Origin of the sequence: Kribbella sp. NPDC051586 (assembly GCF_044453965.1) — a bacterium.
Lineage (GTDB): Bacteria > Actinomycetota > Actinomycetes > Propionibacteriales > Kribbellaceae > Kribbella.
In genome coordinates, this window is sequence record NZ_JBITDF010000001.1 from 1,126,819 (window position 1) to 1,152,455 (window position 25,637).

Here is a 25,637-nt window from a genome sequence, read left to right on the forward strand (position 1 = left end):
CCAGCTACAGCTTGTACGTCCGGGTGGCGGTTGTGCTGAAGATTGCAGAGCGCTCGTCAGGGGTGAGGTTGGAGGTGAGGGTTGCTGCGGTTTCGACGACCTGGTCGTAGGAGGCGGCCAGCAAGCAGACCGGCCAGTCGGAGCCGAACATGACTCGGTCGGGGCCGAAGGCATCGAGCACTACGTCGGCGTACGGCTGGAGGTCCGCGGGTTTCCAGGTGGTCCAGGGAGCCTCGGTGACCATGCCGGACAGCTTGCAGGTGACGTTGGGGTGAGCAGCGAGCTCGCGGAGTTGGGCAGCCCAGGGGTCCAGCGGCTCGCCGATGACCGGCTTGGAGATGTGGTCGACGACGAAGCTGAGCTGCGGCAGCTCCCGCGCGGTCTGGATCGCGGCAGGGAGCTGGGGCGTCTTCGTCAGGAGGTCGTAGGCGAGCCCGGCGTCAGCAATGGCTGCCAAACCACGTTGTACGTCGGCGCGCAGCAGCCAGTCGTTGTCCGGCTCGTCGTGGACCTGGTGGCGGATCGCCTTCAGGTAGGAGCCGTCGGGGCGCGACAGCAGACCGTCGAGAGCTTCACCGATGTCCTCGGCCGTGAGATCGATCCAGCCGACCACCCCGGCAACAAGGTCGTTGCCAGCGGCAAGCTCCAGGAACTCGACGGTCTCCTCGACCAGCCCGACCGTCTGGACCAGCACGGTCGACGTGACGTCGGCCGCCGCCGCCAACGGCGCAAGGTCCTCGATCGAGAAGCTCTGCCGGATCGGGTCCATCTCCGGGCCTACCATCCAGGTCTGCTCCCGAACGCTGAGGTCCCAGACGTGGTGATGCGCGTCGACTCTGCTCATGCTGCGGTGGTCCCCTCGGCGTGGATCAGTCGGATGACCTGCTGGCTCATCCTGTCGTAGTCGTGGTCGTTCGGCAGCTCGCCCTGGACGGCGTGGTCGCGCATGACGACGACCCGGTCGGCGAGCGTGATCATCTCCGGCAGGTCGGAAGTGATCAGCAGGATCGCCAACCCGTTGGCCGCGAGGTCCCAGATGAGCGTGTGGAAGGCGTCCTTCGTGCGTACGTCGATGCCGACGGTCGGCTCGTCGATGATCAGGATCTCGGTCCGCGCCGCGAGCCACTTCGCCAACGAGACCTTCTGCTGGTTCCCGCCGGACAACGTGCCGGCGTGCTGCTCGGGCGAGGCGATCCGGATGCCGAGCTGCTCGACGTACGTCGCGACGGTCGCGGTCTCCGCCTTCGCCGGGACGTAGCCGAGCGCCTTGCGCAACCGGTCCCAGATCGTCACGGCGATGTTCCGGCTGACGGATTGCTCGAGGAAGACGCCTTCTTCCTTGCGATTCTCGGTGACGTACCCGATCTTGTGGTTCCGCAGCGCGTCCCGCACGTTGCGGATCCGCACGGCCGAGCCACGCACCCGGACCACGCCGGCTGTGATGCGATCAAGGCCGAGCAGCGCCTTGGCCAGCTCGCTCCGCCCGGCGCCGACGAGACCGTACAGCCCGACGATCTCACCGGGCCGTACGGCGAGATCCACGTGGACGTGACCGGTCGCCGTACTCACGCCCGACAGCTCGAGGATCGGGGCGACGTCCACGTCGACCGAGCGAGGCGGCAACGACAGCGCCTCGTGGGTCCGCCCAACCATCAGATCGACGACCTGGTCACGCGTGAGGTCGGCCAGCGCACCGCCGGACAGCACCGATGCACCGTCGCGCAGCACCGTGACCGTGTCGCAGATCTGGAAGACCTCCTCCAGCTTGTGACTGACGAAGAGCACGGCCCGCCCGTCGTTCTTCAGCTTCTCGACGACGCGGAACAGCAATGCGGCTTCGTTGGGAGTGATCGAGGCCGTGGGCTCGTCGAGCAACAGCACGCGGCTCTCGACCGACAGCGCCTTGGCGATCTCGACGAGCTGCGCCTGTGCGACGGACAGCTCGGTCACCGGCTGGTCCGGATCGATGTCGAGCTCGAGCTCGCCCAGCCAGCGCGACGCCTCCGAACGGATCGCGGCACGATCGACCAGGCCATTGGACGTCGGCAGCTTCTGCAGCAGGATGTTCTCCCCGACCGTGAAGCCGGGGATGAGGTTGCGCTCCTGGTGGACGACACCGATGCCGGCCGAGGCCGACTCGTGCGGCGAGCCGAACGACACCTCGCGCCCGTCCAGCAGCAACCGGCCACCGTCGGGACGGTAGAGGCCGGTGATCACCTTGATCAGCGTCGACTTGCCGGCGCCGTTCTCACCGAGCAGCGCGTGCACCGATCCCGCCTCGAGGGCGAGATGGACCCGGTCCAGCGCCCGCACGCCGGGGAAGACCTTATCGACCTTCTCGGCCTGGAACAGCGTCATGACACACCCCCCGCCACCGTGGCGTCGGGCGCTTTCACGACCGTACGGCGTTGTTGCCGGCGGGTCCTGACCTGGCCCAGAACCACCGAACCGAGGACAACCGCGCCGACGACGAAGTTCACCCAGGACGGCTCGAGCGAGAACTGCGCCCGCGCCGTGTCCACGAACCGCACGATGAACGCGGCGAGCACGGTCCCCAGCACGACGACGGATCCGCCGGTGAGCAACGCGCCGCCGATGATCGGCGCCGCGAACGACGGCAGCAGCCAGTCGCCGCCGATGCTCTTGTTCACGCCCGGCGAGGACGCGACGGTGAGGATCGCGGCGATGCCGAGGACCGCGCCGGAGAGAGTGTGGGCAATGATCACGGAGCGGTCGTTCGAGATGCCGGACAGCCGGGCCGCGATCGGGTTGCCGCCGGAGGCCAGCAGTTGCCGGCCGGGGACGGTTCGGCGGAGCAGCACCGACAGCGCGCCCGCGACGATCAGGGCGACGATGAAGATCCACGGCAGTACGCCGAAGAGCGCGGACGACCCGAAGTCCTTCAGCCCTTGGGGATAGGCGTCGACCGTCCGCGTGCCGACGAGGCGGTACTGCACGCCGATCAGGACGGTCATCGTCGCCAGTGTGACGATGAATCCGTTGATGCGGGTGAGGACGACGAGTACTCCGTTGATCAGGCCGGCGACCGCCGCGAGCAGGAAGCCGATCAGGAGCGCGAGCGGGACCGGAACGCCGTGGTCGGCCATGAGCACGCCCATCGCGGCCGCGGCGAATCCACCGATCGCGCCGACGGCCAGGTTGAGCTGTCCCACTGCCAGAACCACCATTTGAGCCAACCCGATCAGAACCGGCACCGCAAGGAACTGAAGCAGCACTCTCAAGGAATTCGCCGAGACCAATTCACCCTTCGAGGCGATCACCAAGAACACGAAGAACACCACACAGATGACGAGCAAGGTCATCTCGGTGGAGCGCACGAAACGGTTCATCGTCGTCGCACCTCCTGTCGCTCGGACAGGACTGTTCGGACCCGGTCGGTGGACAGGGCGAGCAGCAGGATCAGGCCGAGGTAGATGTTGAGGCTTTCCAGGCCTACGCCCAGTAGGTCGAGGCCTTTGCGGATGACTGTGGTCAGGGCGGTGCCCAGCAGGGTGCCCCAGATGGAGACGAAGCCGCCGGCCAGCAGGGTGCCGCCGAGGATGGGGCCGAGGAAGGACGGGAGCATGAACTCCTCGCCGATAGTGGCCTTGATCGAGCCGGTGGAGACGGCGAGCATGAACCCGGCCAGGGCGGCCAGACAGCCGGACATGGCGTGCGCGACGATCACCCGGCGAGCGGTGGGGATGCCGGACAGCTCAGCGGCACGGACCGACGAGCCAGTCATCAACAGTTCGCGACCGAGCCGCGTCCGGGCGAAGATCCACCCGACGACGGCCATCGCCACGACCGCGAAGATCGCCAACTGTGGCACGGCCGGGGAGCCGCACAGGTTCCCGACGCAGATGTCCGCCAGCGAGTAGTTGCGCAGTTCCCGCATCCCCGCCGGCTTGGTCACGAACGCCGCGTTGTCGGTCAACGCCGTGTACACCAGCGGGATCAGTCCCAGCAGCAGGAAGTCCAGCGCCAGCGTCACCACGAACGAGTTCACCCCGGTACGGGCGATCACCCAGCCCGCGAGCGCGCCGATCGCCGTACCCGCGATCAGTCCGACCAGCAACCCGGCGTACAGCCCGAAGTGCCACAGGTCGTACGAGATGCCGGTGATCATCATCGAGAACGCGGCCATCCGCCCGACGGCCAGGTTCATGTGGCCGATCGACAGCACACTCAGCTGCGCCAGCCCGACCACGGTGAACATCGCGATGTCCCGCAGCAGCGGGAACACCACCAGCTGCTGGTTGAAGAACGCCGGCCGCAGCACCCCGAACAGTGCGGACAGCAACACCACCAGGAGCAGCAGTCCGATCCGCTGATTGGCCCACCACGGCGTACGCCGGACCTCCGCAGCCGGAGCGTCCTCCTGCAGCGCCTCCGTGGCGGTAGAGGAGACGCTCATCCGACACGCCGCTCGTCGATCGCGCCCTGGTCCCAGTCGATCCCCAGACCGGGTACGTCGGGAGCTACCGCATGTCCGTCGACCACAGCCATCTCTGACCTCGTGATCGCCCGCAGCTGCGGGATGTGCTCGACGTACCGTCCGTTCGGCACCGCAGCGGTCAGACTGACGTGCAGCTCCATCAGGAAATGCGGACAGACCTCGAGGTTGAACGCCTCGGCCAGATGCGCGACCTTGAGCCACGGCGTGATCCCACCGATCCGCGCCACGTCCACCTGCACGATCCCGGCGCCACCGGAGGCGACGTACTCGCGGAACTGCGACACGGAGTACAGCGACTCCCCTACCGCGATCGGGATCGACGTCGACTCGGCCAACCGCACATGCCCGGTCACGTCGTCAGCCGGTAGCGGTTCCTCGAACCAGGAGAGGTCTACCGTTTCGAACGCGGCAGCCCGGCGCTTCGCCTCGGCGTACGTCATGGACTGGTTCGCATCGACCATGATGTCCATCGACGGCCCCACAGCGTCTCGTACTGCGCGGAGCCGCTCCAGGTCCTCATGCACCCGCGGTTTGCCGACCTTGAGCTTCACACCGGGCCAGCCGGCCTTCTGCGACGCCAGTGCGCCCGCGACCAGCTCGTCGGTTGTCAGGTGCAACCAACCGCCCTCGGTGTCGTACAGCGGCACCTGCTGCCGGAAACCGCCAGCCAGCCGCCAGAGCGGCTCACTGGCCCGTAGACACCGCAGGTCCCACAATGCGGTGTCTACGGCCGCCAGCGCGAGTGACGTGATCGCACCGACAGTGGTGGCATGCGTGGACCAGAAGAGGTCGGACCAGAGCTCTTCGACGTTCCGTGCGTCCTTGCCGACCAGTCTGGGCAGCAGGTGGTCCCGCAACAGCGCTAGTACTGCGGTGCCGCCAGTGCCGATCGTGTACGAGTACCCGAGACCCGTGAGCCCGTCACTTGTCGACAAAGAGACGAAGATCGTCTCCTGCTTCAGGAACGCTTGTACGGCGTCGGTGCGTACCGTCTCGACCTCGAGATCGACCAGGTACGCCTCCGCCTCGGTGATCGTGCTCACTGGCAGCTCAGGTGCTTGACGAACTCGGTCTGGAGCTCTTTGGTCTTGGCCTGCCGCTCCTGGTCGTACGTGTCGACGTTGGCCTTGGTGACCACGAAGGACCCGGAGTCGACGATCACGCCGGGGTCCTTCATCGTGCACTGCTTGGACTGGAGCAGCGCGAGCAGCCAGCCGCCGACGTACGCCTGGCCGACCGGGTTCTGCGTGACGGTCGCGGCGACCCCGCCGGACTTGATACCGGCCAGGATCTTCGCGTCGTCGTCGATCGCCACCACCTTGATCGGAAGCTTGCTGCTGGCAACACCGTCGGCGGCGGCCACGGCCGGGTTGTACGCCGTGGTCACGATGCCCTTGATGTCCTTGCCCTTGGATGCGAGCAGGTCCGCGACCGCCTTCTGCGCGGTGGACAGGTCCTTGTCGATGTCGGTGATGACGGGCAGCTCGGTGACCTTGCCGTTCGTCTCGGCGATCGCCTTCTTCACGCCGGCGATCCGGCGCTGGGTGTTCGAGTCGACGTTGTTGCCGGTCAGGTGGACGATCGTGCCTGAGCCGCCGATCGCCTCGATCGTCGCCTTGGTCGCCTTGTACGCCGCGGTCTCGACGTCGGTGGACAGGCAGAAGTCGGCCGAGTTGGTGTCACCGGCCGGGCACGACGCCAGCGAACCGACGGCGAATCCCTTCGCCTTCAGATCCTCGAAGGTCGAGTTGATGTCGGTCGGCGACACGCCGAAGATGCCGAACGCGTTGTACCCCTGCGCGGCCAGCGAGTTGATCACGTTGTTCTGCTTGCCCTGGTCCCACTCGCCGGTCTCGTTGAACGTCACGTCGCCGAGCTTGAACTCGGTCTTGTCCTGCTGGCCGGTGGTCTTCCACGGCTGGAAATACGGGTGCGCGCCGCCCGGGATGAGGGCAAGCTTCACCTTCGACCCGTCCTTCAGCGTCACCGGTCCGGACGAGGTCGACGTGGACGCGTCGTCGCCGGCGGTGGCGCCGCCGGTGTCGTTCGAGTTCTTGGTCGTACAACCGGCAACCAGCGCGACGGCGGCCACGAACACCGCGGTCCGGCGGAATCTGACGATCATGGGGCGGCTCCAGATCCTATAGGATATTGCGTACCTGATGCTCCCGCTTCACACTGGAGCCGTCAAGTGTGGGGCAGAATGAGCGTTCCGGGAGGAGTGACAGTGACGGATGCGCATGTTGGGCTGGCCGGGCAGCTCGCCCGCCTGCCCCAGCGACAGGTGCTGAGCGACGACGTGTACGAAACGGTCAAGGGCCTGATCATGGACAGCGTGGTCGAGCCGGGCACCCGGCTGAACATCGACGCGCTGACCCGCGAGCTGGGCATCTCCCAGACCCCGATCCGGGAGTCGCTGGCGCGGCTCGAGTCCGACGGTCTGGTGATCAAGGAGCCGCTGCGCGGGTACCGGGTGTCGTCCCGGCTGACCCGCGAGGAGTTCGAGGACCTGTTCGAGTACCGCCTGCACGTCGAGCCATGGGCAGCCGGGCGGGCCGCCGAGCGGGCCGGTTCCGAGGACCTGGCCCGGTTGAAGGCCGAGATGCTCAGCTACACCGACGTACCGGACCGCCCGTCGTACGAGAGCTACCGGGCGATGGCGGCGCACGACCAGCGGTTCCACGACCTGGTTCTCGAGCTGTCCGGCAACGAGACGGCCCGGCTGTCCTTCCAGCGGACACACTGCCACCTCCACCTGTTCCGGCTGTACTACGGTGGCGGCATCGCGACGAAGGCGTTGCGAGAGCACAAGGTAGTGGTGACCGCGGTCCGCAAGGGCAACCCGGAGGAGGCGGCCGCGGCCATGCGGTCCCACATCGAGGCCTCGCGCGCCCGGTTGCGTCCCATGTTCGACCAGGCCTGACATCTGCTGACTCAGGGAGACATCTGTGGAACTGCTCCGCCTCGGTGCGGTCGGTGAGGAGCGCCCGTACGTGCGCGCCGCCGACGGCACCGTCCACGACCTGACCCCGATCACCACCGACATCGACGGCGCTTTCCTGGCCGCCGACGGGATCGCCCGGACCCGCGCCGCGCTCGAGGCCGGCTCGTTGCCCGCTGTCGAGACTGACGGCCTGCGCGTGGGCGCGCCGATCGCCCGGCCGGGCGCGGTGGTCTGCATCGGCATGAACTACGCGGCGCACGCGGCCGAGGGCGGTGCCGAGCCGCCGAAGCAGCCGATCGTCTTCTTCAAGCACCCGAACACGGTCGTCGGCCCGAACGACGACGTCCTCGTGCCGCGCGGCTCCACCAAGACCGACTGGGAGGTCGAGCTCGCCGTCGTCATCGGCAAGCAAGCCCGGTACGTCGAGACCGACGAGGAGGCGCTGGCCTGCGTGGCGGGGTACACCGTCTCCAACGACGTGTCCGAGCGCACCTTCCAGATCGAGGTGTCCGGCGGGCAGTGGTCCAAGGGCAAGTGCTGCGAGACGTTCAACCCGCTCGGGCCTGCGCTGGTGCCCGCCTCCGAAGTGGATCCGACGAACCTTGCGCTGAAGTCGTGGGTGAACGGTGAGCCGCGGCAGGACTCGAACACCGCGGACATGATCTTCTCGGTGGCGGCGCTGGTCCGCGACCTCTCGCAGTACATGGTGCTGAGCCCCGGCGACATCGTGAACACCGGTACGCCGGAGGGCGTGGCGCTGTCCGGCCGGTTCCCGTACCTGTCTCCCGGCGACACGATGGAGCTGGAGATCGACGGGCTGGGCCGGCAGAAGCAGTCCCTCGGCAAGGCCTGAAAACTGTCCCCGGCCGGCTCTAGGGTCGGCCGGGTGACCGACTTCTTATCCGACATCAGCAGCTCCTACGACAACGTCGCCGTCTCGTACGCCGAACTCGTCCAGGATGGGGCGTCCGCCGAGTCGGAGTGCTTCGACCTGCTGGCGAAGCTTGTCGCCGGCTCCGGACGGGTAGTGCTCGATGTCGGGTGCGGTCCGGGACGGACAACCGGCCTGCTGGCCGCGCGCGATCTGGAGGTCATCGGGATCGACCTCTCACCGGGGATGGTCGAAGTCGCCCGCCGCGACCACCCGGATCTCGACTTGCGCGTCGGCACGATGACCGCGCTGGACCTGCCTGACGAGTCAGCCTCCGCCGTCGTGTCCTGGTGGTCGATCATCCATCTGCCGCGCGACGTCGTACCGCAGGCGTTCGCGGAGTTCCACCGCGTCCTTGCCCCCGACGGCGTGCTGCTGATGGGCTTCCATGTCGGTTCGGAGTCCACTCACAAGACGTCCGGGTACGGCGGCCATCCGATGAACATCTACGTCCACCGCTGGACGGCGGCCGGGTTGACCGAGCTCGCGGTCGCGGCCGGCTTCGCGCCGTACCTGGCGACGGAAATTCCCGAGGACCGATTGCTCTTCCGGAAGTAGCCTCTGCGCATGACTTCCCGCGTGCGATCCGTGACGTTCGATACCCACAACCCGTACGAGCTGGCCGGCTTCTGGTTGCAGGTGCTGAACGCCCCGCGCCCCGACGACGACCACCCCGGCGACCCCTACGCGGCGGTGGTGACGGACTCCGCGACGCTGCTCTTCGAACAGAACAACGACGAGAAAGCCGTTAAGAACCGCGTCCACCTGGACCTCGAGCCCGACATCCCCCGCGACGAAGAGGTCGAGCGCGTCCTCGCCCTCGGCGCCACCATCGCCGCCGACCACCGCAACCCCGACGGCACCGGCTGGGTCGTGATGCACGACCCCGAAGCCAACGAATTCTGCATCCTCCGAAGCCAGGCCGAACGCGACGCCACAAGTTGAGCTGGGGACTGGCTGATGAACGGGAACATTGCGGACGAGTGGCGGACGCGGGGATTTGTCGTGCTGCCTGGTTTCCTGTCGGGGGAGGATCTGGAGCCGGCACTGGGTGAGCTACCGGCGATGTTCCCGACTCCGGAGGGCTTTCACGGCGGCACGGATGAGCGTCGGTCGCGGTACGTCGAGGACGAGTTCGACGGGATCGACGCGTTTCCGTTCACCAGCCCCGCGTTCAGCTTGCTCGCCGTGCACCCCAAGATCGTGGGACTCGCCGAGACGTTGCTCGGGCAGTCCGATCTGCGACTCTCGTCGGCCGAAGCGTGGGCGAAGTACACAGGTGCGACGTCGTACGACCAGGAGCTGCACCGCGACTACCTCAACCAGACGATCCTCGTGCCGTCGCTCGAGGATCGGTACCAGCACCTGGAGTTGTTCGTCCTCCTCGTCGATGTCCCCGAGGAACTCGGACCGCCCCATCTGGTGTCCTACGAACACACGGCGGACCTGCCGATGAAGCCGAACTTCTACCCACGATCCGGCGGCAGTGGCGACTTCGTCTCGACCGATGACAACAGCGCTCTGTACGACGCCGAACAGTCCGGTGCGGGCCCGGCCGGAACGGTGATCGCGTTCAACACCCGCACGTTCCACCGCGGCACGGGCCTGCGGAGGTCCCTCGGCGCGCGGTACTCGATGCAGCTCATCTACCGCCCGGCCGAGGCCGACTGGGGCCAGCGCATGGCCTGGGCAGCTCGCAGCCACGAGCCCGCCTGGTACGAGTTCGTCCACCGAGCCACCCCGCGCCAACTGGAACTCTTCGGCTTCCCACCCCCGGGCCACCCGTACTGGACCGAACAAACCCTCACCGGCATCGCCCAGCGCTATCCCACCCTCGACCTGACCCCCTGGCGGTAGCCCGCCCGGACGTACGTCGGCGATCCTCTACAGGTCGTCGACGTATGGGGTCTGGCCGGTGAGGGTCAGGCGCCAGTCTGTGGTGTGGGCGTCGACGGTGAGGTCGTAGCCGTTGCGGCGGGCGGTCAGTTGGTGGTGGTTGTCGGTCACGTCGGAGACGGTGACCTTCCAGCCGCGGGCTTCGAGGGTCTCGGCGGTGAAGGTGATCTTCGCCACCGGGTCGGGGGTGGTGGGATCACCGGTCTCGACGGTGATCGTGCAGACGGACTCGCGACCGCGGTCGTCGGCGAGGGCGCCGCGGTCGGCAGGGCCGACGTCCTGGGTCACCCTCGGTGTCTGGTCCGGCACGACGATAGCCGCCACCGCCAGGAGCTCCGAGCGGAGGAAGTTGCGGGCTTCGGTCAGCGTCACGGTATCCGTGATACACCGTGCGACCAAGCTTCGCGAGACCACGCCGCGTTTCGCCGTCAAGATACGAGCGGTGTCTCCCCGGTGAACGTTATCCGCCAGTCCGTCGCCCACGCGTGTACGGCGACCTCGAAACCGTCACGAGACGCCGCGACGCGGTAATGCCCGTTCTCGGGCACCGCCACCTCTGCATTCCACCCGCGAGACCGCAACACGCCCGCCGCGGCGGAGACGGCGGCCGACGGATCCGGTGCCTTCGGGTGCCCGGTCTCCACGGTGACCCGGCAGACGGTGGCAGCGCCACGGCCGTCGGACAGCACCGCCGGGTTCACCGGCCCCGGATCGTGCGTGACGACCGGCTGCTGATCCGGTACGACGGCTGCCGCCACGGCAACCAACTCATCCCGCAAGAACTCCCGCCCGCCCGTCATCGCCGCGGTCCTTGCGCCCGCCGGCCGCGCGGTACGCCGGTCACACGAGCAGCGCCTTCGCCGCCAGCGGCAGCACCCAGGTCATCCGCACCCGACCGCCCGCCGGCACCTGATTCGACGGCGGTTCGAGCGGACGCCTGGGACGGTTTGGTGAGAGCCACGACACCGTCGTACACCTTCGACGCGGCGCCGGCGACCTCGTTGAGCGGACCGCCCCACGAGGCACCAAGGGCCAGCTTGGTCTCGGCGGATCGGCTGGTGCCGGTCGTCGTGATCGAGCTCAGGTCGCCGCGCACCACCCGCCCGATGTTGCGCAGCGCCTCGCTGTTCGGCCGGTAGTACTCGTTGTGCCAGTGCACCGAGACCGCCTCGTCGTTGGCGATCGGATCGTTGGTCGCCATCCGGATCGCGTCGGGGAAGGTCGCCGGATCAGGCCCGTGCCATTCGGTGTACGCGACGTAGTCCCCCGGCGCGCGTTCGACGTACAGGCGGGTCGGCGGCTGGACGAAGTCGGCGGCTTCATCGACGTACTTCGTGATTCCGGGCGAGCCGGTCATCACCACGCGCTTCGCCCGTCCGTGGTCGAGCAGCGCCTGCCCGAGTACGTCGGTGCCGTACGAGTGCGCTACCGCAGTGACCTCGGCGTTCGGCGCTTTCAACTCGTCGAGCTCGTTGAGGAACTCCGCCAGCCGCGGGCCGCCCTCGAGCGCCGCGTCCTTGCTCGCGGCCTCGACCACCCCGTGGGGCGAGTCGTAGTCGAGCCAAACCACCACTGCCGTGTCCGAGGGACCAGCCTCCTGCCGGATGAGGTCGCCTCGGTCCGATTGCCCACGGAAGGTGTCCAGGCTGTTCCCCATCCCGGGAACCAGCACCGCAACGTTCCGAGCCTGATCGAGTCGGCCGAGCACCTCGACCGCACGGCCCTGACCCTCCGGATCGACCTTGAGGAACTGGCGCGGCCGCTTCACCTCAACCACGTTGCCGTCGGCATCCACCTCGGTGGTGCTGACCGGCGTCAGCAGTTCCTGGACGGTCGCCAGCCGCTTCCGCTGGGCGTCGTCCGCGGTACCGGCGTCGGCTGCTGCCTGCAGACGGTCGCGGGCAGCCTCGAGCAGCTCATGATTGGCGCGATACCGCTCAGCCAGCTCGTCCATGGCGTGACTCCCCGTGACAGCCGGTCACCTGGGCGTGAGACCGGACTGACGGCAGTCTGCCAGTCGACAAGGTCCCCCGCATCCCGTCAGGCCGTGACCTGTGGACTTTCGCGGAGCGCTCAGTGGAGTGCGAGCGACCAGGACCCGACGTGCAGGGAGAGGTTGACGGTGGCCAGCGGTCGTACGTCGACATGCCGGAGCGACTCGGCCGGGGCATCGACGACATAGAGCACAAGCGCCCGGACCACCGCCGGATGGACCACCGCAACCAACGAGCTGCGATCGCCATGGCGCTCGTTCAGGTCGCCCAGCCAATCGGCGACCCGGGCGAGCACGTCGTTCTCGGTCTCGCCACCAGGCGTCGCGGTGTGCGGCCGCTCGAGCCACGCCGCCACCCGCGTCGGGTCGGTCGCGAGCAGGTCCTCCAGCTCGCGACCGGCCCATTCGCCGTACTCACGGTCCCGCAGAGCCTGCTCCACGACCGGGTCGAACCCCATCGCGGCGGCGGTGCGTACGGCGGCCAACTCAGGCCCGGCATACACCGCGTCGGCCGAGAGCTTCAGCTCGCGCACCGCCTCGACACTCGCCGGATCCGGCTCGGTGTCTCCACCGAGCACGAGCCCACGCAGCGCGGGTGTCAGGGCGTGCGCGACCACTGTGAGAGCCGTCAAGCGGCAGCCACCTTCGTTCGGATCGGCCGGCGGTCCACCGCGGCCGCGTACCCGAATCCGAGCAGGAGCCACAGCGTCGCCTGCGTACCGAGCGAGGCGAACCGGAACTGCCACAGCAGCGTAGCGGGGAACGTCTCCGGAACCTCGTTGATTCGCGGCAGGATCAGGTACGCCGCGACAACGACCGCGACGAGTCCGACCACACCACCCGCGAGGCGCGCGACGTCGCCGTACCGGGCCGCCCAGCGGGACAGCCAGACGCCGGTCCAGACGGCCAGCAGGCCGATCACGAGCGTCAGCAGATACGTGACCGTCCGCCGCGTGATCGTGTCCGGATCGCCGACCGCGGGCGGATTCGGTGGATATTTGAAGAACGGGACCAGCACGATGCCGATGAACCCGGCCGCGGCGAGTCCGAGCGCGGCGTACGCGTCGTTGCCGGTCCGGAGCTTGCGCCTCAGCAGCGTGAACGCGACGGCGAACAGGCCGCCGAGCGCGACGCCGTACAGGCTGGTGGCGAGGAACAAGCCGGCTTTCTGGCCTTCTCGGCTGACGAGGGGCTTTTCTTCTGCGGCGTGTTCTTCATGGTCATGTGAGTGCGCGGCGCCGGACTCTTCGATCGCGATCGCCGCGTCGACACGCGGCTCGCCCATCACGTAGGCGAACGTTCCGGCCAGCAGGCCGGCGAAGAGTCCGACGATCAGTCCGCGCACCAGGAGCGATCCGAAGGTGCGCATGTCGTCTAGTGGCAGGGCACGCCGAGCAGGTGGCGCCCGTCATGCATCAGCTCGTGCAGGTACATCCCGGACCGGGAGACCGCGCCCTGGTCGAACCCGACCAGATAAGCGAGCAGCAGCATCAAGCCGACGCTGAGCATCGCGGCGACGAGGAGCCTGGGCGAAAGGGCCGGTACGGCGACCGACTGGGCAGGAGCTGCCATCTGAACTGAACCTCCTGGGGAAAAGCGCGTTCCCGTCGAAAGGCTGCTGGTGCCCGAGCATCCTGACTCACGAGCCGAAACTCGCTCACAGTGGCGCGGCCGTGCCGGTCTCTCACCGGCTTCCCTCATGACACCGCAGGTTGTCCCCCGAACCGTAGAGCCCAGAACAGACGCAGGTCAACGCGCCACGGCGCGCCGGTGATCTATCCCACCCACCACGCTCGACCCCACGCGTGGGCTGACTGCCCAGCTGTCAGCACCTATCCTGGCGGGATGCCGTCCGGTCATCATTTGGTTGCGTTTGCGATTACTGCGTTCATCATCATCGTGGTCCCGGGGCCGTCTGTGTTGTTCATCGTGGGGCGGGCGCTTGCGGTGGGGCGGCGGGAGGCGGTGCTGACGATGGTCGGCAATACCCTCGGCGCGGCCGTCATGCTCGTGCTCGTCGCGCTCGGGCTCGGCACCTTGATCGCCGCCAGCGCGATCGCGTTGACCGTGGTGAAGCTCGGCGGAGCGGCGTACCTGATCTATCTCGGCGTCCAGGCGTTCCGGTCGCGGAAATCCCTGGCGGAGGCGCTCGCCACCGGCGTGAAGCCAGGCAGCAGCCGGAAGACCGTCCGGCAAGGGTTCCTCGTCGGTGTGACGAACGCCAAGACCGCGGTGTTCTTCGCGGCCGTGCTGCCGCAGTTCGTGGACAAGGGCGCGAGCAGCCCGGCGTGGACGCAGATCCTGATTCTCGGGCTGATCTTCATCCTCATCGCGCTCTGCTCGGACAGCGTCTGGGCGGTCGTGGCCGGTACGGCGCGCGAGTGGTTCGCCCGCTCGCCGCGCCGGCTCGAGCTGGTCGGCGGCACCGGCGGCCTGATGATCATCGGCCTCGGCGCCAGCATCGCGGTGACCGGCTCGAAGGAATAGCGGGCTCGAAGAACAGTCGCCCTCTAAGTACGCCGACCCGCCTGCACACCGAGCAACGCGAGCAGCGCCGGGAACCCGAAGGCGACAAGGTAGGCCAGCACCGCGGAGTGCGGCTCCATCGCCGCGAACAGTGATCCGCCGATCGCCAGGATCGTTGCTGTAGACAACGAGTCGCTGAGCTGCGCCGCGGAGCTGTTGGCGCCTTGCTCGTCGCGTTCGGAGTACTCCAGCACCAGCACCGACAGCGTCGGGAACACCGTGCCCATGCCGAGCCCGGTGAGGCTCCACCCGAGGATGCCGACCAGGACCGGCACCTGCGGATTCAAGGTCAGGGCCGCGGTCACGATCCCGAGCACGATCGACAGCATCCCGGCCTGCAGGAACACCGCGTTCGAGAACGGCTGGTTCGGCCGGCCGCGGTACCAGGACGCCGCGGACCAGCTCAACGCGCTCACAGTCAGTACCAGACCCGCCAGCGCCGGCGAAAGACCGCGCTCCCGGGTCAGCATCAGCGGCAGGAAAACCTCGGCGCCGAACCCGGACGCCGCGACCAACCCACGCAGCGCGATCACCGACGGAAGCCCACGCCCGAAGACGAAGGTCCCGGAGGGCAGCAATCGTGGCCCGAACGCGATCACGCCGGCCAGACCGATCACGAGCAGGGCGATCTGGAGTACGCCGTGCTGCTGTCCACCGTAGTGCAGCAGACCGACACCAACCGCCGCGGCGACCGCCCACATCGCGCGCTTGTCCCACAGCTTCCCCGGCCGCGACTCGTGCTCGATGCCGCGCGCCAGGCCGGGCCGCATCACCAGCGCCGCCGGGATCCCGATCACCGGTACGGCCAGGAACACGATCCGCCAGCTCGCGTGCTCGACGACCAGCCCCGCGATTGCGGGACCGACCAACGATGGCACCACCCACGCAGTCGCGAAGGCGGCGAAGATCCGCGGACGCAGACGGGCCGGGTACAGCTGCCCGACGACGACGTACAGCGCGACGGTCAGCAGCCCGGAGCCGTAGCCCTGGATGATCCGGCCGACGACGAGAACCTCCATCGTCGGCGCGAACCCCGCGATGACCAGCCCGCCCAGGAACCACGCCGTACCGTGCCAGAGCGGGCGGGTCGGGCCCTTCAGGTCACTCCAGGTGCCGGAGACAACCATCGCGACCACACCGGACGCGAGCGGCCCGCCGAACGCGAGCGCATACAGGCGAAGGCCGTCGAGCGCCTGCGCAACCGTCGGCATCGCCGTCGCGACAGCCAGTGACTCGAACGCGACGAGGGTGATCAGGGCAACCATCCCGATCGTCAGCGCGCGGTACTGCGGGGAGAGGACGCCGCTGGTGTCAGCGGCCGGCTCGGCAAGGGTGGTCATGCCGAGAAGGTTCCGTCCTCAAGTGCACTTTAAGTCAAGGCCGCCAGTACCAGCGCAACGATCGGCGGGACGGCCTGGGTTGCGGCGGCGCGGATCATCCGGCGGTCGGAGGCGACCAGTACGACGCCCGCACCGGCCATGCACGCGCACGCGAACAAGGCGATGGCGTGGCCCTTGTCGCCACCCCAGACCAGACCGCCGAGCGCGCCGATCGCCAGGAACAGGTTGTAGAAGCCCTGGTTGAACGCCCATGGCCGCGCGGTCGCCATCTCGGTGTCGTCCTTGACCAGGAACCGCCGGTACATACCCGGCTTGCGGAACAGCAGGCTCTCCATGGCGAACACGAACACATGGAACACGCCGGCAACAACCACGAAGACCTGCGCGATCAGACTCATGCGGGGAACGTACCGCTACGCCCGCCAATCCGTGGTGAAGGCACGCGCTGGGTTGTTCCGGAACATGGCGTCCGCGACGTCCGCGCCGAAGTGCCGCGTGATCCGTGGTCGCAGGTGGGTCAGCAGGTACGGCATGCCCGGGCCTTCACCGGTGGCGGCCCGCGCGCGAGCGGTCGTCGTGTCGCCGCCGAGCAGCAGCCGGTCGGCGTACCCGGCGTCGATCAGCGCGGCCAGACAGTCCATCATCCGCGGGTCGGTGGCGTTGTTGGCCCGCGACGGCCCGTCGAACGCGAGCCACGCGCCCCGCTGCGCCAACTCGAGGTGAACGCGATGGTCCGGGAAGCGGTTGAGGTGGCCGAGGACAACGGCATCCGGATGTACGTCGAGCGTGTCGACGAGCAGATCGAGTACGGCGTCGGCCGCGGAGCCCAGCTCGTGGTGGATGGCGATCGGGGCGTTCGTCGAATGATGCGCCTCGGCCGCCGCCCGCATCACCAGCTCGGCGTGGGCGTCGAGAACATGGAAGCCGCCGGCCACCTTGATCAGGCCCGCGCGTACCTGGGTCTCGCCGATGCCGGTGCTGAGTTCGCGGACGAAGATCTCCGCCAACTGGTCCTGCACCTTGTCGACGAACCCGTCGGGGTAGTGCTCGCGCCGGTGCAGACCGGTCGCCGCGAGGATCGACACACCTGTGCTGGTTGAGATCCCGGGCAGGAGGTCGGCACGCCGGTTCAGCCCGTACGGTGTCCACTGCACGATCGCCTGACCACCCGCGTCCGCGAACGCCCGTACTTCGGCCACCGCGGCGGCCTCGTCGTCCAGCTCCTGCCCGGGCAGTGCAACCGAGCGGAAGAACAGGTGGTCGTGCGAGTCAGTAATCCCGAGCGCCTCGGGCCGCAGATCCCCCAGAACAGTACGAATCACACGACCAACGTAGCGTCCAAGAAGGCCCGGCTCTCGGCGGGATCTCACTGAGTGAACGGCGCCCAGCCGGCTCATTGCCCGGACCCCGCCGGCTTCAGCGGGGGCGGGCAAGTAAGCGCGCTCGACTCAGGCGGCTTGCTTGCCTGGGCCTCGGCGGCGCCGGCCGCGGCTGGACGACCGGCGGCTTGAACCGGTCGAACCCGGTGTGGAGCCGGCCGAGCGAACCGCGGATCCGGCCGAGCCTCGGCTCGAACCGCCTGCGCTCGTCCGCCCTGCAGCTCCGGCAGAGTTCGCCGTGCGACCGGCTGCTCCACCTGAGCGGCGGCGCGAGCCGGATGAGCGACCACCACGCGGGGCCTCTGCGGACGACGGCTTTGCCGGTGGCTCGACGTACGTGCGTTCGCCCGGGGCGAGCTCGGTCAGCAGCGGGTCCCCGGTGGTGAGCTTGGTGACCGTCGCGGCGATGCCGGCCTTGCGGGTGAGGTCGCGGACGTCGCGGACCTGCTCGTCCGTCATCAGCGTGACGACGGTCCCCTCGGCCCCCGCGCGCGCCGTACGGCCGGAGCGGTGCAGGTATGCCTTGTGCTCGATCGGCGGGTCGGCGTGGATCACCAGCGTGACCCCGTCGACGTGGATGCCGCGCGCCGCGATGTCGGTGGCGACCAGCGTCTTCGCCGAGCCGTCCGCGAACGCCTCGAGATTCCGCGTACGCGCGCCCTGGGACAGGTTCCCGTGCAGCTCGACAGCCGGAACGCCCTGGGCGATCAGCTTCTTGGTCAGCGCCTTCGCGCCGTACTTCGTCCGCGTGAAGACCAGCGAACGCCCGGGCGCGGCGGTCAGGTCGACCAGCACCGGGAGCCGCGTGTCCGCCTGGACGTGCAGCACGTGGTGCGTCATGTTGGCGACCGGCGAGCGCGCCGAGTCGACGCTGTGCGTGACCGGGTTGGTCATGAAACGGCGTACGAGAACGTCGACGCCGGCGTCCAGCGTGGCGGAGAACAGCAGCCGCTGAGCCGTGGACGGTGTCGCCTCGAGGATCCGGCGTACGGCGGGAAGGAAGCCGAGATCGGCCATGTGGTCGGCCTCGTCGAGCACGGTGATCTCCACCGCGCCGAGCTTGGCGTGACCAGCCTGGATGTGGTCCTCGAGCCGGCCCGGGCAGGCGACGACGATGTCGGCGCCCTTGCGCAGGCCGGTGATCTGCGGGCCGTGCCCGACCCCGCCGAAGATCGTCATCGAACGCAGGCCGAGCGTGTCCGCGAGCGGAGCGATCGAGGCCTGGATCTGGGTGGCGAGCTCACGGGTCGGCGCCAGGATGAGGGCGCGCGGCTGGTTCGGCCGGCGCTTCGTGCCGCTCGCGGCGAGTCGCGCCAGCACCGGCAGGACGAACGCGTAGGTCTTGCCGGAGCCGGTCCGGCCGCGGCCGAGCACATCCTTGCCGGCCAGCGAATCCGGCAGCGTGGCCGCCTGGATCGGGAACGGATTCGTCACACCGGATGCGTCCAGTGCGGCGACCAGCGGAGCCGGCACGCCGAGCTCCGCGAACGTGCGGTTGTCCGGGGCAAGCTCCGTGACGTTGTCAAGGGCAACTGTTTCAACATCGTTGCTCTCAGCAACCACGGACTGGCCGGGAGTCGCCTGGTTGTCGCGCGCGGCACCTGAACGGCGCCGGCGGCGCGGCCGCGTGGACGCGGCGGGGCCCTGCGAGGTTGCGCTCGGGTTGCGGCGCGGGGAGGTGGATTGCGTGGGCGTGGTTGTAGACGTGGGGCGGCGGGCCGCCATAGAAGTACTCCAAAAGTCGGGGGTCGTCCTGCCCGGCGCGGCCTGGTGGGCCGCGGCGCGTGGTGGTCGACTGCTGGCGCAAAGTAGTTGCGCGCACCGGCCCGAGGCAGAACTGGGCGGGCCGTCACAGACAGTCTACGGCACTGAGGGCCTACATCGTCCCGGATATTCACAGGACCCTCGTCACACGGGTTAGGTTCTGCGGGTGACGACAGAGTTCCGCGTGGATCCGCCCACGGCCGCCGACGAGCGCACGCTCCTGCAAGGATTCCTCGGCTTCCACCGCGGCACGCTGCTGTGGAAGGTGTCCGGGCTGACCGGCGAACAGCTGGTCCAGCGCACCGTCGATCCGTCCAGCATGTCGCTGATCGGACTGGTCCGGCATCTCAGCGAGGTCGAGAAGTATTGGTTCCACCGGGCGCTCGCCGGCCACGACTCGCCCCCGAAGTACTGGACCGCAGAACACCCCGACGGCGACTTCGACCTGGTCGATCCCGCGCAGGCCGAGCAAGACGTCGAAGACTTCCGCCAGATCGTGAGGACCTCAGACACCCTCGCCGGCACCTACTCGCTGGACGACACCTTCGTCCGCCCCGGCTACGAGGGCCCGTACTCCGTTCGCTACCTCTACATCCACATGATCGAGGAATACGCCCGCCACAACGGCCACGCCGACCTCCTCCGCGAACGCCTGGACGGCACCACCGGCGAATAACCCGCGCGCGGGCGCGTTTACGGCTTGATCGAGTGGATCAAGCCGACCAGGTCTGCCACCACACCTCGTACGCCGGGGATGCGGGTCAGGCGAAGGAGGCGGTCGACGAGCGGGACGGCGCGGTTGATCAGGGTGTGGGTGCGGCGGACGTCCTCGCTGGAGTCGTGGACCCAGAAGAGGACGATGCCCATCTGGAGGAGCCAGAGGAGCTCGGGGAGTTCGGCGCGTAGGTCCGCGGGGACCTTCAGGTCCGACCCCTCGACCACCCGCCGGAAGATCTCCACGCTGGCGTCGCGTGCCGGGCGGGACTCGTCGCTGAAGGGAGACAGCGGACTCTTCGGATCGGCCGCCGTCTTGAAGAACGTGCCGGCGAACTCGTGGTACGGCGCGGCCACGTCCAGCCACGTCCGCAGTACGCCGCTCAGACGCGGTACGAACGCCTTCTCCGCGGCGAGGAGTGGCTCGACGGCTGAGCGGTGCTGGTCCTGGAGCAGGTCGTAGTACGCCTGCATCAGGTGGTCCTTGGAGCCGTAGTAGTAGTACGCGTTCCCCACCGACACGCCGGCCTCGGCGGCGATCGCGCGCATCGTGGTCTTCCCGTACCCCTGCTCGCGGAACAGCCGCAGCGCCGTCGACAGGATCAGCTCGCGCGTCTGCTCACCCTTCGCGGTCGCACTGTCCGTCACATCCGTCAGCGTAGTCACCTCCACTCAACCGCCGCAGTCCCGCGGCTGCTTGCACCATCGCCCGTGCCACCGGCCGCATCGCCGGACTCGCCAGCCGTACGGCGGTGTGCCTGTGCTCCCCCGTGGCCCACAGGCAGACGATCCACGCGCGATCCCCGACGTACACCGATCCGTCGTCGGCGACCACCGTCACCTCGCGCAGCGTCGCCTCGTGATCCAGCGTCGGGTACTGCGCCCGCGCATCCGTCGACCCCGCCGCGACGAACCGCAGGCGCACCACCCCGCCCTCCCCGTTCGGCGCCGGCCGCTGCGCGGCCAGCCAGTCCTTGAACCGGCGGCACAGTCCGCAGCGGGCGTCGTACAGCACCGTCAACTCACGCACGGCCCGGTGGCCTTCAATATCCGTACCGGGCGGCCTGCTCGGTCATCGTCAACGGCTGGACGGTCTCGTTCGGCGGCACCGGCGGGCGGCTCATGGTGTCGAGCTGACTCCGGGTGCGGATCTTGTTGAAGATCCAGACGTTCGTCAGATGCACGGCCCCGAGCACCAGCATCACGATCCCGAGCTTCACGCTCAGCTGCTCGAACACCCCGCGCGCGTCCACGACCGCGCTCCCGCCGCGCAGGAACAGCGTCACGAACCCGAGGTTGACCAGGTAGAACCCGACCACCAGCAGCCGGTTCACCGCGTCGGCGAAGTCCTCGTTGCCGTGGAACACGTCGACCAGGAAGATCCGCCCGTTCCGGCTCAGCGTCCGCGCGACCCAGATCGTCAGCGGCACCGCGATGGCCAGGTAGACCAGGTACGTCGTCACCGTCATGTCCATCTCATCCCCACTCTTCTTGAACACGTTCAAATCTCTGACAGCTCTGACCGTACGCCGTCTTTTTGAACATGTTCAAGTGAGAGATCACGTGACGTGGATCTCCCCTGCGGCAGGATGGCAACCATGACGACTGTGCCGACGTGGGTCTTCGAAGGAACCGTGCTCCCGTCCGGCGACACCGCCCGCGTCACGCTCGGCCCCGGCGAGATCGGCGAGCTGCTGCCCGGCCGGTACGGCGTACCCGGCTTCGTCGACTCGCACTGCCACCTGACCATGGGCTACACCGAGACCGGACCGGCGATGCTCGGCGAGGAGTTCGCGAACGAGCGGCTCGGTGAGCTCGCGGAGGCCGGCGTCAGCGCGGTCCGTGATGTCGGCGGCAACCGCGACGTCACGCTGAAGCTGGCGCGGACCGAGGACGACAACCGCCCGTTCGTGCTCGCGGCCGGCCGGTTCCTGGCACCGAGCGGCCGCTACTTCCCGCAGATGTACACGCCGGTCGCCCCGGAGGAGCTGCTCGCCGCGGTCGAGGCCGAGATCGCCGACGGCGCGACCTGGCTGAAGCTCGTCGGCGACTTCCCCGAGGTCGGCCCGGACGGCTCGATCCGCGGCAGCCAGGTCGGGCCGACGTACGACCTCGACGTCATCGAGGCGATGGTCGACCTCGCGCATGCTCGGGGTGCCCGGGTCGCCGCGCACGTCACGAGCGACCGGGTGACCGACCTGATCCGGCTCGGCATCGACTCGGTCGAGCACGGTACGTCGCTCACCGAGGAAGACCTGGAGACGTTGGGCGCTCGCGGTGGCGCGTGGACGCCAACGCTGAGCGCAGGACTCACCCCCGGCCCGAACGAGACCCCCGAGGCCGCGGCCCGCCGGAAGGCACGTTCCGAGCACGTGGCCACGCTTCTCCCGCTCACCGAGCAGTACGGCGTCCGTGTGCTGACCGGATCCGACGTGGTCGGCACCGTCGCCGCCGAGATCGACCTACTGGTGCAGCACGGGCTCTCCGTCGAGCAGGCGCTCACCGCCGCCTCGACCGGCGCCCAGGAATTCCTCGGCCTGACCGGCACCGGCAACCTCGTCACGTACGAGGCCGACCCGCGCGAACACCCCGACGTACTCACGCAGCCGGCGGCCGTCGTACTGAACCACCGCCGGATCTCATGAAGGAGAAGGACCTCGATCGGTGGGTCGAGCGGTACCGGAAGGCCTGGGAGACCAACGATCCCGCGCATATCGCCGCGCTCTGGACCGAGGACGCCGCCTGGTACCGGCGACCGGACGAGGATCCGGTGCTGGGGAGGGACGCGATCGTGGCGGCCTGGCTCGAGATCGCGGACGGGCCGGGCGAGACGACGTTCGAGTACGAGGTGCTGGGGTTCGGCGACGGGGTCGGGTTCGTCCGGGGCTGGACGACGTACCTGACCACTCCGCCGGGCGAGTTCAGCAACCTGTGGGTGATCCGGCTGGACCGCGACCGCGCGCACGAGTTCACCGAATGGTGGATGGAAAAGCCGCTGTGAGCTACCCTCGCGGACAGGCGCTCAGGGTGCCACCGGTCCGCGGGAAGGGCTCAGCCCACCTGACATGAGCACGGTTGTGGCAGTTGTTCACCTCCTTTCTCGCCCGACGACGCGGACAGCGGGCTCGTAGAGAGGAGGTCGGTGATGCCGACCCGAAATCTTCCGGACGACCCACACCTCGAACACCTTCGCAAGCAGTCCAAAGCGCTGCTCAAGGACGTCCGCGCCGGGGACCGCGAGGCAACCGCACTCGCGGAGGAGTTCCATCCTGTGCGGACGCTGGCCGACGCACAGCTGGTGATTGCCCGCAGCTACGGATTCCCCAGCTGGCCGCGGATCGTACGCCACCTGGAGCTTGTCGCGCGCTACAGTCGCTCACCCCATCGGCAGTCGGTCGGCGGACCACTCGACACCCCCGAGCAGCGCGCCGACGAGTTCCTCCGCCTCGCAACTCTGCACTACGGGCAGGACGATCCGGCCCGGCAACGATCCGCGCGGGACCTCCTGGACCAGTTCCCAAAGATTGCCCAGAGCAACATTTACACGAAGGTTGTGGCCGGCGACCTGGCCGCCGTACGCGCGGACCTGTCCGAGGCGGCGACAGAAGGCGGACCGTACCGCTGGGAGCCGTTGCTCTACCTCACCTACAGCCGCCTCGACGCACCTGATCAGGTCGAGATCGCGCGTCTCCTCCTCGAGAACGGCGCCGACCCGAACGCCGGCTACCTCTGGCAGGGCCTGCCGTCACCGTTCACCGCAATCACCGGGGTCTTCGGCCGCGGCGAGGGCGACCAGCCGCCACACCGCGAACGCGTCGAGCTGGCCCGCGTCCTGCTCGACGCGGGCGCTGACCCGAACGACAGTCAGACCATGTACAACTGCGGTCCCGGTTGTCCCCCGCCGTACGACGATTTGCACCTGGAGCTCCTACTCGAGTATGGACTGGGTCGCGGCGACGGCGGTCCGTGGCACGAACGGATGACGACCGCGCACCCGACTCCGCAGCAACTCCTCGAGGACGAACTGGTGTTCGCGTCCTGGGCCGGTCTGCTGCACCGGGCGGAGCTGGTGCTTGCCCAAGGCACCGATCCCGAAGGCACCGGCACCAGGCACCCGGTCTTCGGCGGCAGTCGACCGTACGTGCTGGCGGCGGTCCAAGGGCATGCGGAGATCGCGGAGCTGCTGCGTGCGCGGGGTGCGGCGCCGCTGGACGAGATCGAGGAGGTGTACGCCGCGGCGATGCGCGGCGAGGTACCGGACGTCGACGCCGGACTAGCCGCACGTGCGGTGGCTCGCCAGGGTCATCTGCCGGTTCGAGCCGCCGAGATCGGCCGTACCGAGGCGATGGAACCGTTGCAGCGGCTCGGGTTCGACCTGAATCGGATCTCCGGCGGTTCGGCGCCGATCCACCGCGCCGCGATCAACGGCCATCTGGACACGGTCAAGAAGCTGATCGAGCTGGGCGCCGACCCGGAGCTGCGCGATCCCAACTACAACGGGAACGCGCTCGGCTGGGCGGAGCACACCAACCAGCAGGCGGTGATCGACTACCTCAGGGGCTTACCGCAAGGAACAGGAACGCACTGAACACCGCGAGGTGAACGGCTCCCTGGAGCAGGGTGGCGCGCCCGGTAGCGAGAGTCAGCATGGCGGTCACGACAGTCAGCGCGAACAGCACCATCTCCTTGCCGCCGAGCCCGAGGACGAGCGGTCCGCTCAGCCAGATGGACGCGACCGCGATCGCGGGGATGGTCAGTCCGATGCTGGCGAGCGCTGAGCCGAGGGCCAGGTTGACGCTGGTCTGGAGACGGTTCCGCAGTGCCGCGCGCACTGCGGCAACTGTCTCCGGCAGCAGCACCAGCAGCGCGATCACGACACCGACCACGGCCAGCGGTGCACCGGCCGACTCCACCGCGGACTCGAGCTTCGGCGACACGGTCTTGGCCAGACCGACCACCGCGATCAGGCAGACGAACAACAATCCGAGGCTGAGCAGCGCGGTCTTGCCGCTCGGCGCCGCCGCGTGATGATCCTCGTCCTCGTCGACGTCACCATCCGAACGTACGGGCAAGAAATAGTCCCGGTGCCGGATCGTCTGGATGAACACGAAGACGCCGTACAGCACCAGGGACATGACGCCGGCGAACGCGAGCTGCGCCGAGCTGAACCGCGGCCCCGGCGCGCTCGTCGTGAACGTCGGCAGGACCAGGCTCAGCGTGACCAGAGCGGTCATCACCGTCAGCGCGGAGTACGACGCCTGCACGCGGAACTCCTGCACCCGGTGCCGTAGCGAGCCGACAACGAGGGACAACCCCAGGATCCCGTTGCAGGTGATCATCACGGCGGCGAACACCGTGTCGCGGGCCAGCGGCGCGGCCTTCTCGCCGCCCGACGCCATCAGCGTGACGATCAGCGCGACCTCGATGATCGTCACCGCGAGCGCCAGGATCAGCGTGCCGTACGGTTCACCGACGCGGTGTGCGACGACCTCGGCGTGGTGGACGGCGGCGATCACCGCGCCACCGAGACCGAGGCAGACCAGGATCAGCAGGAACGCGCCCAGGTCGCGATGCCACGTCACCAGCAGGACAACGAAAGCGAGCGGCGGCACGGCCAACGTCCAGCGCGGCAACCCTTGGATCACAGAGATTGTCATCCCCACACAGTCTATCGGGATTCCCCTTGGCATC

The 25,637-nt window shown here is 68.5% G+C and carries 30 protein-coding genes and 1 riboswitch; of the genes, 10 read left to right on the forward strand and 20 right to left on the reverse strand.

Annotated elements, in window-relative coordinates; translation table 11 throughout:
- Positions 1–4: 4 nt before the first annotated feature.
- The 6 genes from ACIA58_RS05520 to ACIA58_RS05545 are packed head-to-tail and all read right to left on the reverse strand — an operon-like array spanning position 5 to position 6,584.
- Positions 5–844 carry an amidohydrolase family protein gene (locus ACIA58_RS05520; protein WP_396402374.1) on the reverse strand — a complete coding sequence of 280 codons (840 nt, stop codon included), beginning with the start codon at positions 842–844 and terminating at the stop codon, positions 5–7.
- Entirely contained in the window at positions 841–2,358 is a 1,518-nt protein-coding gene (locus tag ACIA58_RS05525) for a sugar ABC transporter ATP-binding protein (protein ID WP_396402375.1), read from the reverse strand. Before ACIA58_RS05525 ends, ACIA58_RS05520 begins: the two co-directional genes overlap by 4 nt.
- Entirely contained in the window at positions 2,355–3,350 is a 996-nt protein-coding gene (locus ACIA58_RS05530; protein WP_396402376.1) for an ABC transporter permease, read from the reverse strand. Before ACIA58_RS05530 ends, ACIA58_RS05525 begins: the two co-directional genes overlap by 4 nt.
- Positions 3,347–4,417 carry an ABC transporter permease gene (locus tag ACIA58_RS05535; protein ID WP_396402377.1) on the reverse strand — a complete coding sequence of 357 codons (1,071 nt, stop codon included), beginning with the start codon at positions 4,415–4,417 and terminating at the stop codon, positions 3,347–3,349. The genes ACIA58_RS05530 and ACIA58_RS05535 overlap by 4 nt, the downstream gene beginning before the upstream one ends.
- Positions 4,414–5,502, reverse strand: a complete 1,089-nt coding sequence (locus ACIA58_RS05540; RefSeq protein WP_396402378.1) for a mandelate racemase/muconate lactonizing enzyme family protein — start codon at positions 5,500–5,502, stop codon at positions 4,414–4,416. The genes ACIA58_RS05535 and ACIA58_RS05540 overlap by 4 nt, the downstream gene beginning before the upstream one ends.
- Complete coding sequence (locus ACIA58_RS05545; protein WP_396402379.1) at positions 5,499–6,584, reverse strand: sugar ABC transporter substrate-binding protein; 1,086 nt, start codon at positions 6,582–6,584, stop codon at positions 5,499–5,501. Before ACIA58_RS05545 ends, ACIA58_RS05540 begins: the two co-directional genes overlap by 4 nt.
- 102 nt (positions 6,585–6,686) lie before the next feature.
- Here ACIA58_RS05545 and ACIA58_RS05550 point away from each other — a divergent pair, with 102 nt between their 5' ends.
- Genes ACIA58_RS05550 through ACIA58_RS05570 form a run of 5 tightly spaced genes read left to right on the forward strand, consistent with a single transcriptional unit; the run spans position 6,687 to position 10,191 of the window.
- Positions 6,687–7,382 carry a GntR family transcriptional regulator gene (locus ACIA58_RS05550; protein WP_396402380.1) on the forward strand — a complete coding sequence of 232 codons (696 nt, stop codon included), beginning with the start codon at positions 6,687–6,689 and terminating at the stop codon, positions 7,380–7,382.
- A 25-nt stretch (positions 7,383–7,407) separates the two neighbouring features.
- Positions 7,408–8,256: a fumarylacetoacetate hydrolase family protein gene (locus tag ACIA58_RS05555; protein ID WP_396402381.1), complete on the forward strand. Its 849-nt coding sequence runs from the start codon at positions 7,408–7,410 to the stop codon at positions 8,254–8,256.
- Positions 8,257–8,289: 33 nt separating this feature from the next.
- The gene (locus ACIA58_RS05560; protein ID WP_396402382.1) at positions 8,290–8,892 is read left to right on the forward strand and encodes a class I SAM-dependent methyltransferase; all 603 of its coding nucleotides are present in this window, start codon (positions 8,290–8,292) and stop codon (positions 8,890–8,892) included.
- A gap of 9 nt (positions 8,893–8,901) precedes the next feature.
- On the forward strand, positions 8,902–9,279 hold the full coding sequence (locus tag ACIA58_RS05565; protein ID WP_396402383.1) for a VOC family protein: 378 nt from the start codon (positions 8,902–8,904) through the stop codon (positions 9,277–9,279).
- 15 nt (positions 9,280–9,294) lie between these two features.
- A complete protein-coding gene (locus ACIA58_RS05570) occupies positions 9,295–10,191 on the forward strand; it encodes a phytanoyl-CoA dioxygenase family protein (RefSeq protein WP_396402384.1) in 897 nt (298 codons plus the stop codon).
- 27 nt (positions 10,192–10,218) lie between these two features.
- On the opposite strand, the gene ACIA58_RS05575 is transcribed toward ACIA58_RS05570, so the two are convergent.
- The 6 genes from ACIA58_RS05575 to ACIA58_RS05600 form a co-directional block, all read right to left on the reverse strand.
- Entirely contained in the window at positions 10,219–10,602 is a 384-nt protein-coding gene (locus tag ACIA58_RS05575) for a hypothetical protein (protein ID WP_396402385.1), read from the reverse strand.
- Between the two features lie 56 nt (positions 10,603–10,658).
- Positions 10,659–11,030 carry a hypothetical protein gene (locus ACIA58_RS05580; RefSeq protein ID WP_396402386.1) on the reverse strand — a complete coding sequence of 124 codons (372 nt, stop codon included), beginning with the start codon at positions 11,028–11,030 and terminating at the stop codon, positions 10,659–10,661.
- Complete coding sequence (locus tag ACIA58_RS05585) at positions 11,027–12,184, reverse strand: alpha/beta hydrolase (RefSeq protein ID WP_396402387.1); 1,158 nt, start codon at positions 12,182–12,184, stop codon at positions 11,027–11,029. The genes ACIA58_RS05580 and ACIA58_RS05585 overlap by 4 nt, the downstream gene beginning before the upstream one ends.
- 119 nt (positions 12,185–12,303) lie before the next feature.
- Positions 12,304–12,855, reverse strand: coding sequence for a histidine phosphatase family protein (locus ACIA58_RS05590; RefSeq protein WP_396402388.1), 552 nt, complete (start codon positions 12,853–12,855; stop codon positions 12,304–12,306).
- On the reverse strand, positions 12,852–13,592 hold the full coding sequence (locus tag ACIA58_RS05595; RefSeq protein WP_396402389.1) for a CbtA family protein: 741 nt from the start codon (positions 13,590–13,592) through the stop codon (positions 12,852–12,854). The genes ACIA58_RS05590 and ACIA58_RS05595 overlap by 4 nt, the downstream gene beginning before the upstream one ends.
- A 5-nt stretch (positions 13,593–13,597) precedes the next feature.
- Positions 13,598–13,795, reverse strand: coding sequence for a CbtB domain-containing protein (locus tag ACIA58_RS05600; protein WP_396402390.1), 198 nt, complete (start codon positions 13,793–13,795; stop codon positions 13,598–13,600).
- 57 nt (positions 13,796–13,852) lie between these two features.
- Positions 13,853–13,919: riboswitch (cobalamin riboswitch) on the reverse strand.
- A 149-nt stretch (positions 13,920–14,068) separates the two neighbouring features.
- Between ACIA58_RS05600 and ACIA58_RS05605 the strand changes: the two genes are divergently transcribed.
- Positions 14,069–14,710, forward strand: coding sequence for a LysE family translocator (locus ACIA58_RS05605; protein WP_396402391.1), 642 nt, complete (start codon positions 14,069–14,071; stop codon positions 14,708–14,710).
- A gap of 23 nt (positions 14,711–14,733) precedes the next feature.
- Here ACIA58_RS05605 and ACIA58_RS05610 read toward each other — a convergent pair whose 3' ends face one another.
- From ACIA58_RS05610 to ACIA58_RS05625, 4 genes are all read right to left on the reverse strand, one after another.
- Positions 14,734–16,089: an MFS transporter gene (locus tag ACIA58_RS05610; RefSeq protein WP_396402392.1), complete on the reverse strand. Its 1,356-nt coding sequence runs from the start codon at positions 16,087–16,089 to the stop codon at positions 14,734–14,736.
- Positions 16,090–16,118: 29 nt separating this feature from the next.
- On the reverse strand, positions 16,119–16,487 hold the full coding sequence (locus ACIA58_RS05615; protein WP_396402393.1) for a DUF1304 domain-containing protein: 369 nt from the start codon (positions 16,485–16,487) through the stop codon (positions 16,119–16,121).
- A 15-nt stretch (positions 16,488–16,502) separates the two neighbouring features.
- On the reverse strand, positions 16,503–17,411 hold the full coding sequence (locus ACIA58_RS05620; RefSeq protein ID WP_396402394.1) for a phosphotriesterase: 909 nt from the start codon (positions 17,409–17,411) through the stop codon (positions 16,503–16,505).
- Between the two features lie 126 nt (positions 17,412–17,537).
- The gene (locus ACIA58_RS05625) at positions 17,538–19,193 is read right to left on the reverse strand and encodes a DEAD/DEAH box helicase (protein WP_396402395.1); all 1,656 of its coding nucleotides are present in this window, start codon (positions 19,191–19,193) and stop codon (positions 17,538–17,540) included.
- 205 nt (positions 19,194–19,398) lie between these two features.
- On the opposite strand from ACIA58_RS05625, the gene ACIA58_RS05630 reads away from it, so the two are divergent.
- Positions 19,399–19,908, forward strand: coding sequence for a DinB family protein (locus ACIA58_RS05630; protein WP_396402396.1), 510 nt, complete (start codon positions 19,399–19,401; stop codon positions 19,906–19,908).
- A 17-nt stretch (positions 19,909–19,925) separates the two neighbouring features.
- Here ACIA58_RS05630 and ACIA58_RS05635 read toward each other — a convergent pair whose 3' ends face one another.
- The 3 genes from ACIA58_RS05635 to ACIA58_RS05645 are packed head-to-tail and all read right to left on the reverse strand — an operon-like array spanning position 19,926 to position 21,415.
- On the reverse strand, positions 19,926–20,594 hold the full coding sequence (locus ACIA58_RS05635) for a TetR family transcriptional regulator (RefSeq protein ID WP_396402397.1): 669 nt from the start codon (positions 20,592–20,594) through the stop codon (positions 19,926–19,928).
- Complete coding sequence (locus ACIA58_RS05640; protein WP_396402398.1) at positions 20,566–20,976, reverse strand: thiol-disulfide oxidoreductase DCC family protein; 411 nt, start codon at positions 20,974–20,976, stop codon at positions 20,566–20,568. The genes ACIA58_RS05635 and ACIA58_RS05640 overlap by 29 nt, the downstream gene beginning before the upstream one ends.
- Before the next feature lie 13 nt (positions 20,977–20,989).
- On the reverse strand, positions 20,990–21,415 hold the full coding sequence (locus ACIA58_RS05645; RefSeq protein WP_396402399.1) for a hypothetical protein: 426 nt from the start codon (positions 21,413–21,415) through the stop codon (positions 20,990–20,992).
- Between the two features lie 129 nt (positions 21,416–21,544).
- Between ACIA58_RS05645 and ACIA58_RS05650 the strand changes: the two genes are divergently transcribed.
- The 3 genes from ACIA58_RS05650 to ACIA58_RS05660 all read left to right on the forward strand — a co-directional run bounded on the left by ACIA58_RS05650 (position 21,545) and on the right by ACIA58_RS05660 (position 24,534).
- Complete coding sequence (locus tag ACIA58_RS05650; RefSeq protein ID WP_396402400.1) at positions 21,545–22,591, forward strand: amidohydrolase family protein; 1,047 nt, start codon at positions 21,545–21,547, stop codon at positions 22,589–22,591.
- Complete coding sequence (locus ACIA58_RS05655) at positions 22,588–22,947, forward strand: YybH family protein (protein WP_396402401.1); 360 nt, start codon at positions 22,588–22,590, stop codon at positions 22,945–22,947. The genes ACIA58_RS05650 and ACIA58_RS05655 overlap by 4 nt, the downstream gene beginning before the upstream one ends.
- A gap of 144 nt (positions 22,948–23,091) precedes the next feature.
- On the forward strand, positions 23,092–24,534 hold the full coding sequence (locus tag ACIA58_RS05660; RefSeq protein WP_396402402.1) for an ankyrin repeat domain-containing protein: 1,443 nt from the start codon (positions 23,092–23,094) through the stop codon (positions 24,532–24,534).
- Here ACIA58_RS05660 and ACIA58_RS05665 read toward each other — a convergent pair.
- Positions 24,500–25,603, reverse strand: a complete 1,104-nt coding sequence (locus ACIA58_RS05665; protein ID WP_396402403.1) for a calcium:proton antiporter — start codon at positions 25,601–25,603, stop codon at positions 24,500–24,502. The genes ACIA58_RS05660 and ACIA58_RS05665 overlap by 35 nt on opposite strands.
- Between the last annotated feature and the right edge of the window lie 34 nt (positions 25,604–25,637).

Bases quoted from the DNA above. Each gene is read 5' to 3' on its own strand.
- ACIA58_RS05520 (WP_396402374.1), bottom strand. From the start codon at position 844: ATGAGCAGAGTCGACGCGCATCACCACGTCTGGGACCTCAGCGTTCGG.
- ACIA58_RS05525 (WP_396402375.1), bottom strand. From the start codon at position 2,358: ATGACGCTGTTCCAGGCCGAGAAGGTCGATAAGGTCTTCCCCGGCGTG.
- ACIA58_RS05530 (WP_396402376.1), bottom strand. From the start codon at position 3,350: ATGAACCGTTTCGTGCGCTCCACCGAGATGACCTTGCTCGTCATCTGT.
- ACIA58_RS05535 (WP_396402377.1), bottom strand. From the start codon at position 4,417: ATGAGCGTCTCCTCTACCGCCACGGAGGCGCTGCAGGAGGACGCTCCG.
- ACIA58_RS05545 (WP_396402379.1), bottom strand. From the start codon at position 6,584: ATGATCGTCAGATTCCGCCGGACCGCGGTGTTCGTGGCCGCCGTCGCG.
- ACIA58_RS05565 (WP_396402383.1), top strand. From the start codon at position 8,902: ATGACTTCCCGCGTGCGATCCGTGACGTTCGATACCCACAACCCGTAC.
- ACIA58_RS05570 (WP_396402384.1), top strand. From the start codon at position 9,295: ATGAACGGGAACATTGCGGACGAGTGGCGGACGCGGGGATTTGTCGTG.
- ACIA58_RS05580 (WP_396402386.1), bottom strand. From the start codon at position 11,030: ATGACGGGCGGGCGGGAGTTCTTGCGGGATGAGTTGGTTGCCGTGGCG.
- ACIA58_RS05585 (WP_396402387.1), bottom strand. From the start codon at position 12,184: ATGGACGAGCTGGCTGAGCGGTATCGCGCCAATCATGAGCTGCTCGAG.
- ACIA58_RS05595 (WP_396402389.1), bottom strand. From the start codon at position 13,592: ATGCGCACCTTCGGATCGCTCCTGGTGCGCGGACTGATCGTCGGACTC.
- ACIA58_RS05600 (WP_396402390.1), bottom strand. From the start codon at position 13,795: ATGGCAGCTCCTGCCCAGTCGGTCGCCGTACCGGCCCTTTCGCCCAGG.
- ACIA58_RS05605 (WP_396402391.1), top strand. From the start codon at position 14,069: ATGCCGTCCGGTCATCATTTGGTTGCGTTTGCGATTACTGCGTTCATC.
- ACIA58_RS05610 (WP_396402392.1), bottom strand. From the start codon at position 16,089: ATGACCACCCTTGCCGAGCCGGCCGCTGACACCAGCGGCGTCCTCTCC.
- ACIA58_RS05615 (WP_396402393.1), bottom strand. From the start codon at position 16,487: ATGAGTCTGATCGCGCAGGTCTTCGTGGTTGTTGCCGGCGTGTTCCAT.
- ACIA58_RS05625 (WP_396402395.1), bottom strand. From the start codon at position 19,193: ATGGCGGCCCGCCGCCCCACGTCTACAACCACGCCCACGCAATCCACC.
- ACIA58_RS05645 (WP_396402399.1), bottom strand. From the start codon at position 21,415: ATGACGGTGACGACGTACCTGGTCTACCTGGCCATCGCGGTGCCGCTG.
- ACIA58_RS05650 (WP_396402400.1), top strand. From the start codon at position 21,545: ATGACGACTGTGCCGACGTGGGTCTTCGAAGGAACCGTGCTCCCGTCC.
- ACIA58_RS05655 (WP_396402401.1), top strand. From the start codon at position 22,588: ATGAAGGAGAAGGACCTCGATCGGTGGGTCGAGCGGTACCGGAAGGCC.
- ACIA58_RS05660 (WP_396402402.1), top strand. From the start codon at position 23,092: ATGCCGACCCGAAATCTTCCGGACGACCCACACCTCGAACACCTTCGC.
- ACIA58_RS05665 (WP_396402403.1), bottom strand. From the start codon at position 25,603: ATGACAATCTCTGTGATCCAAGGGTTGCCGCGCTGGACGTTGGCCGTG.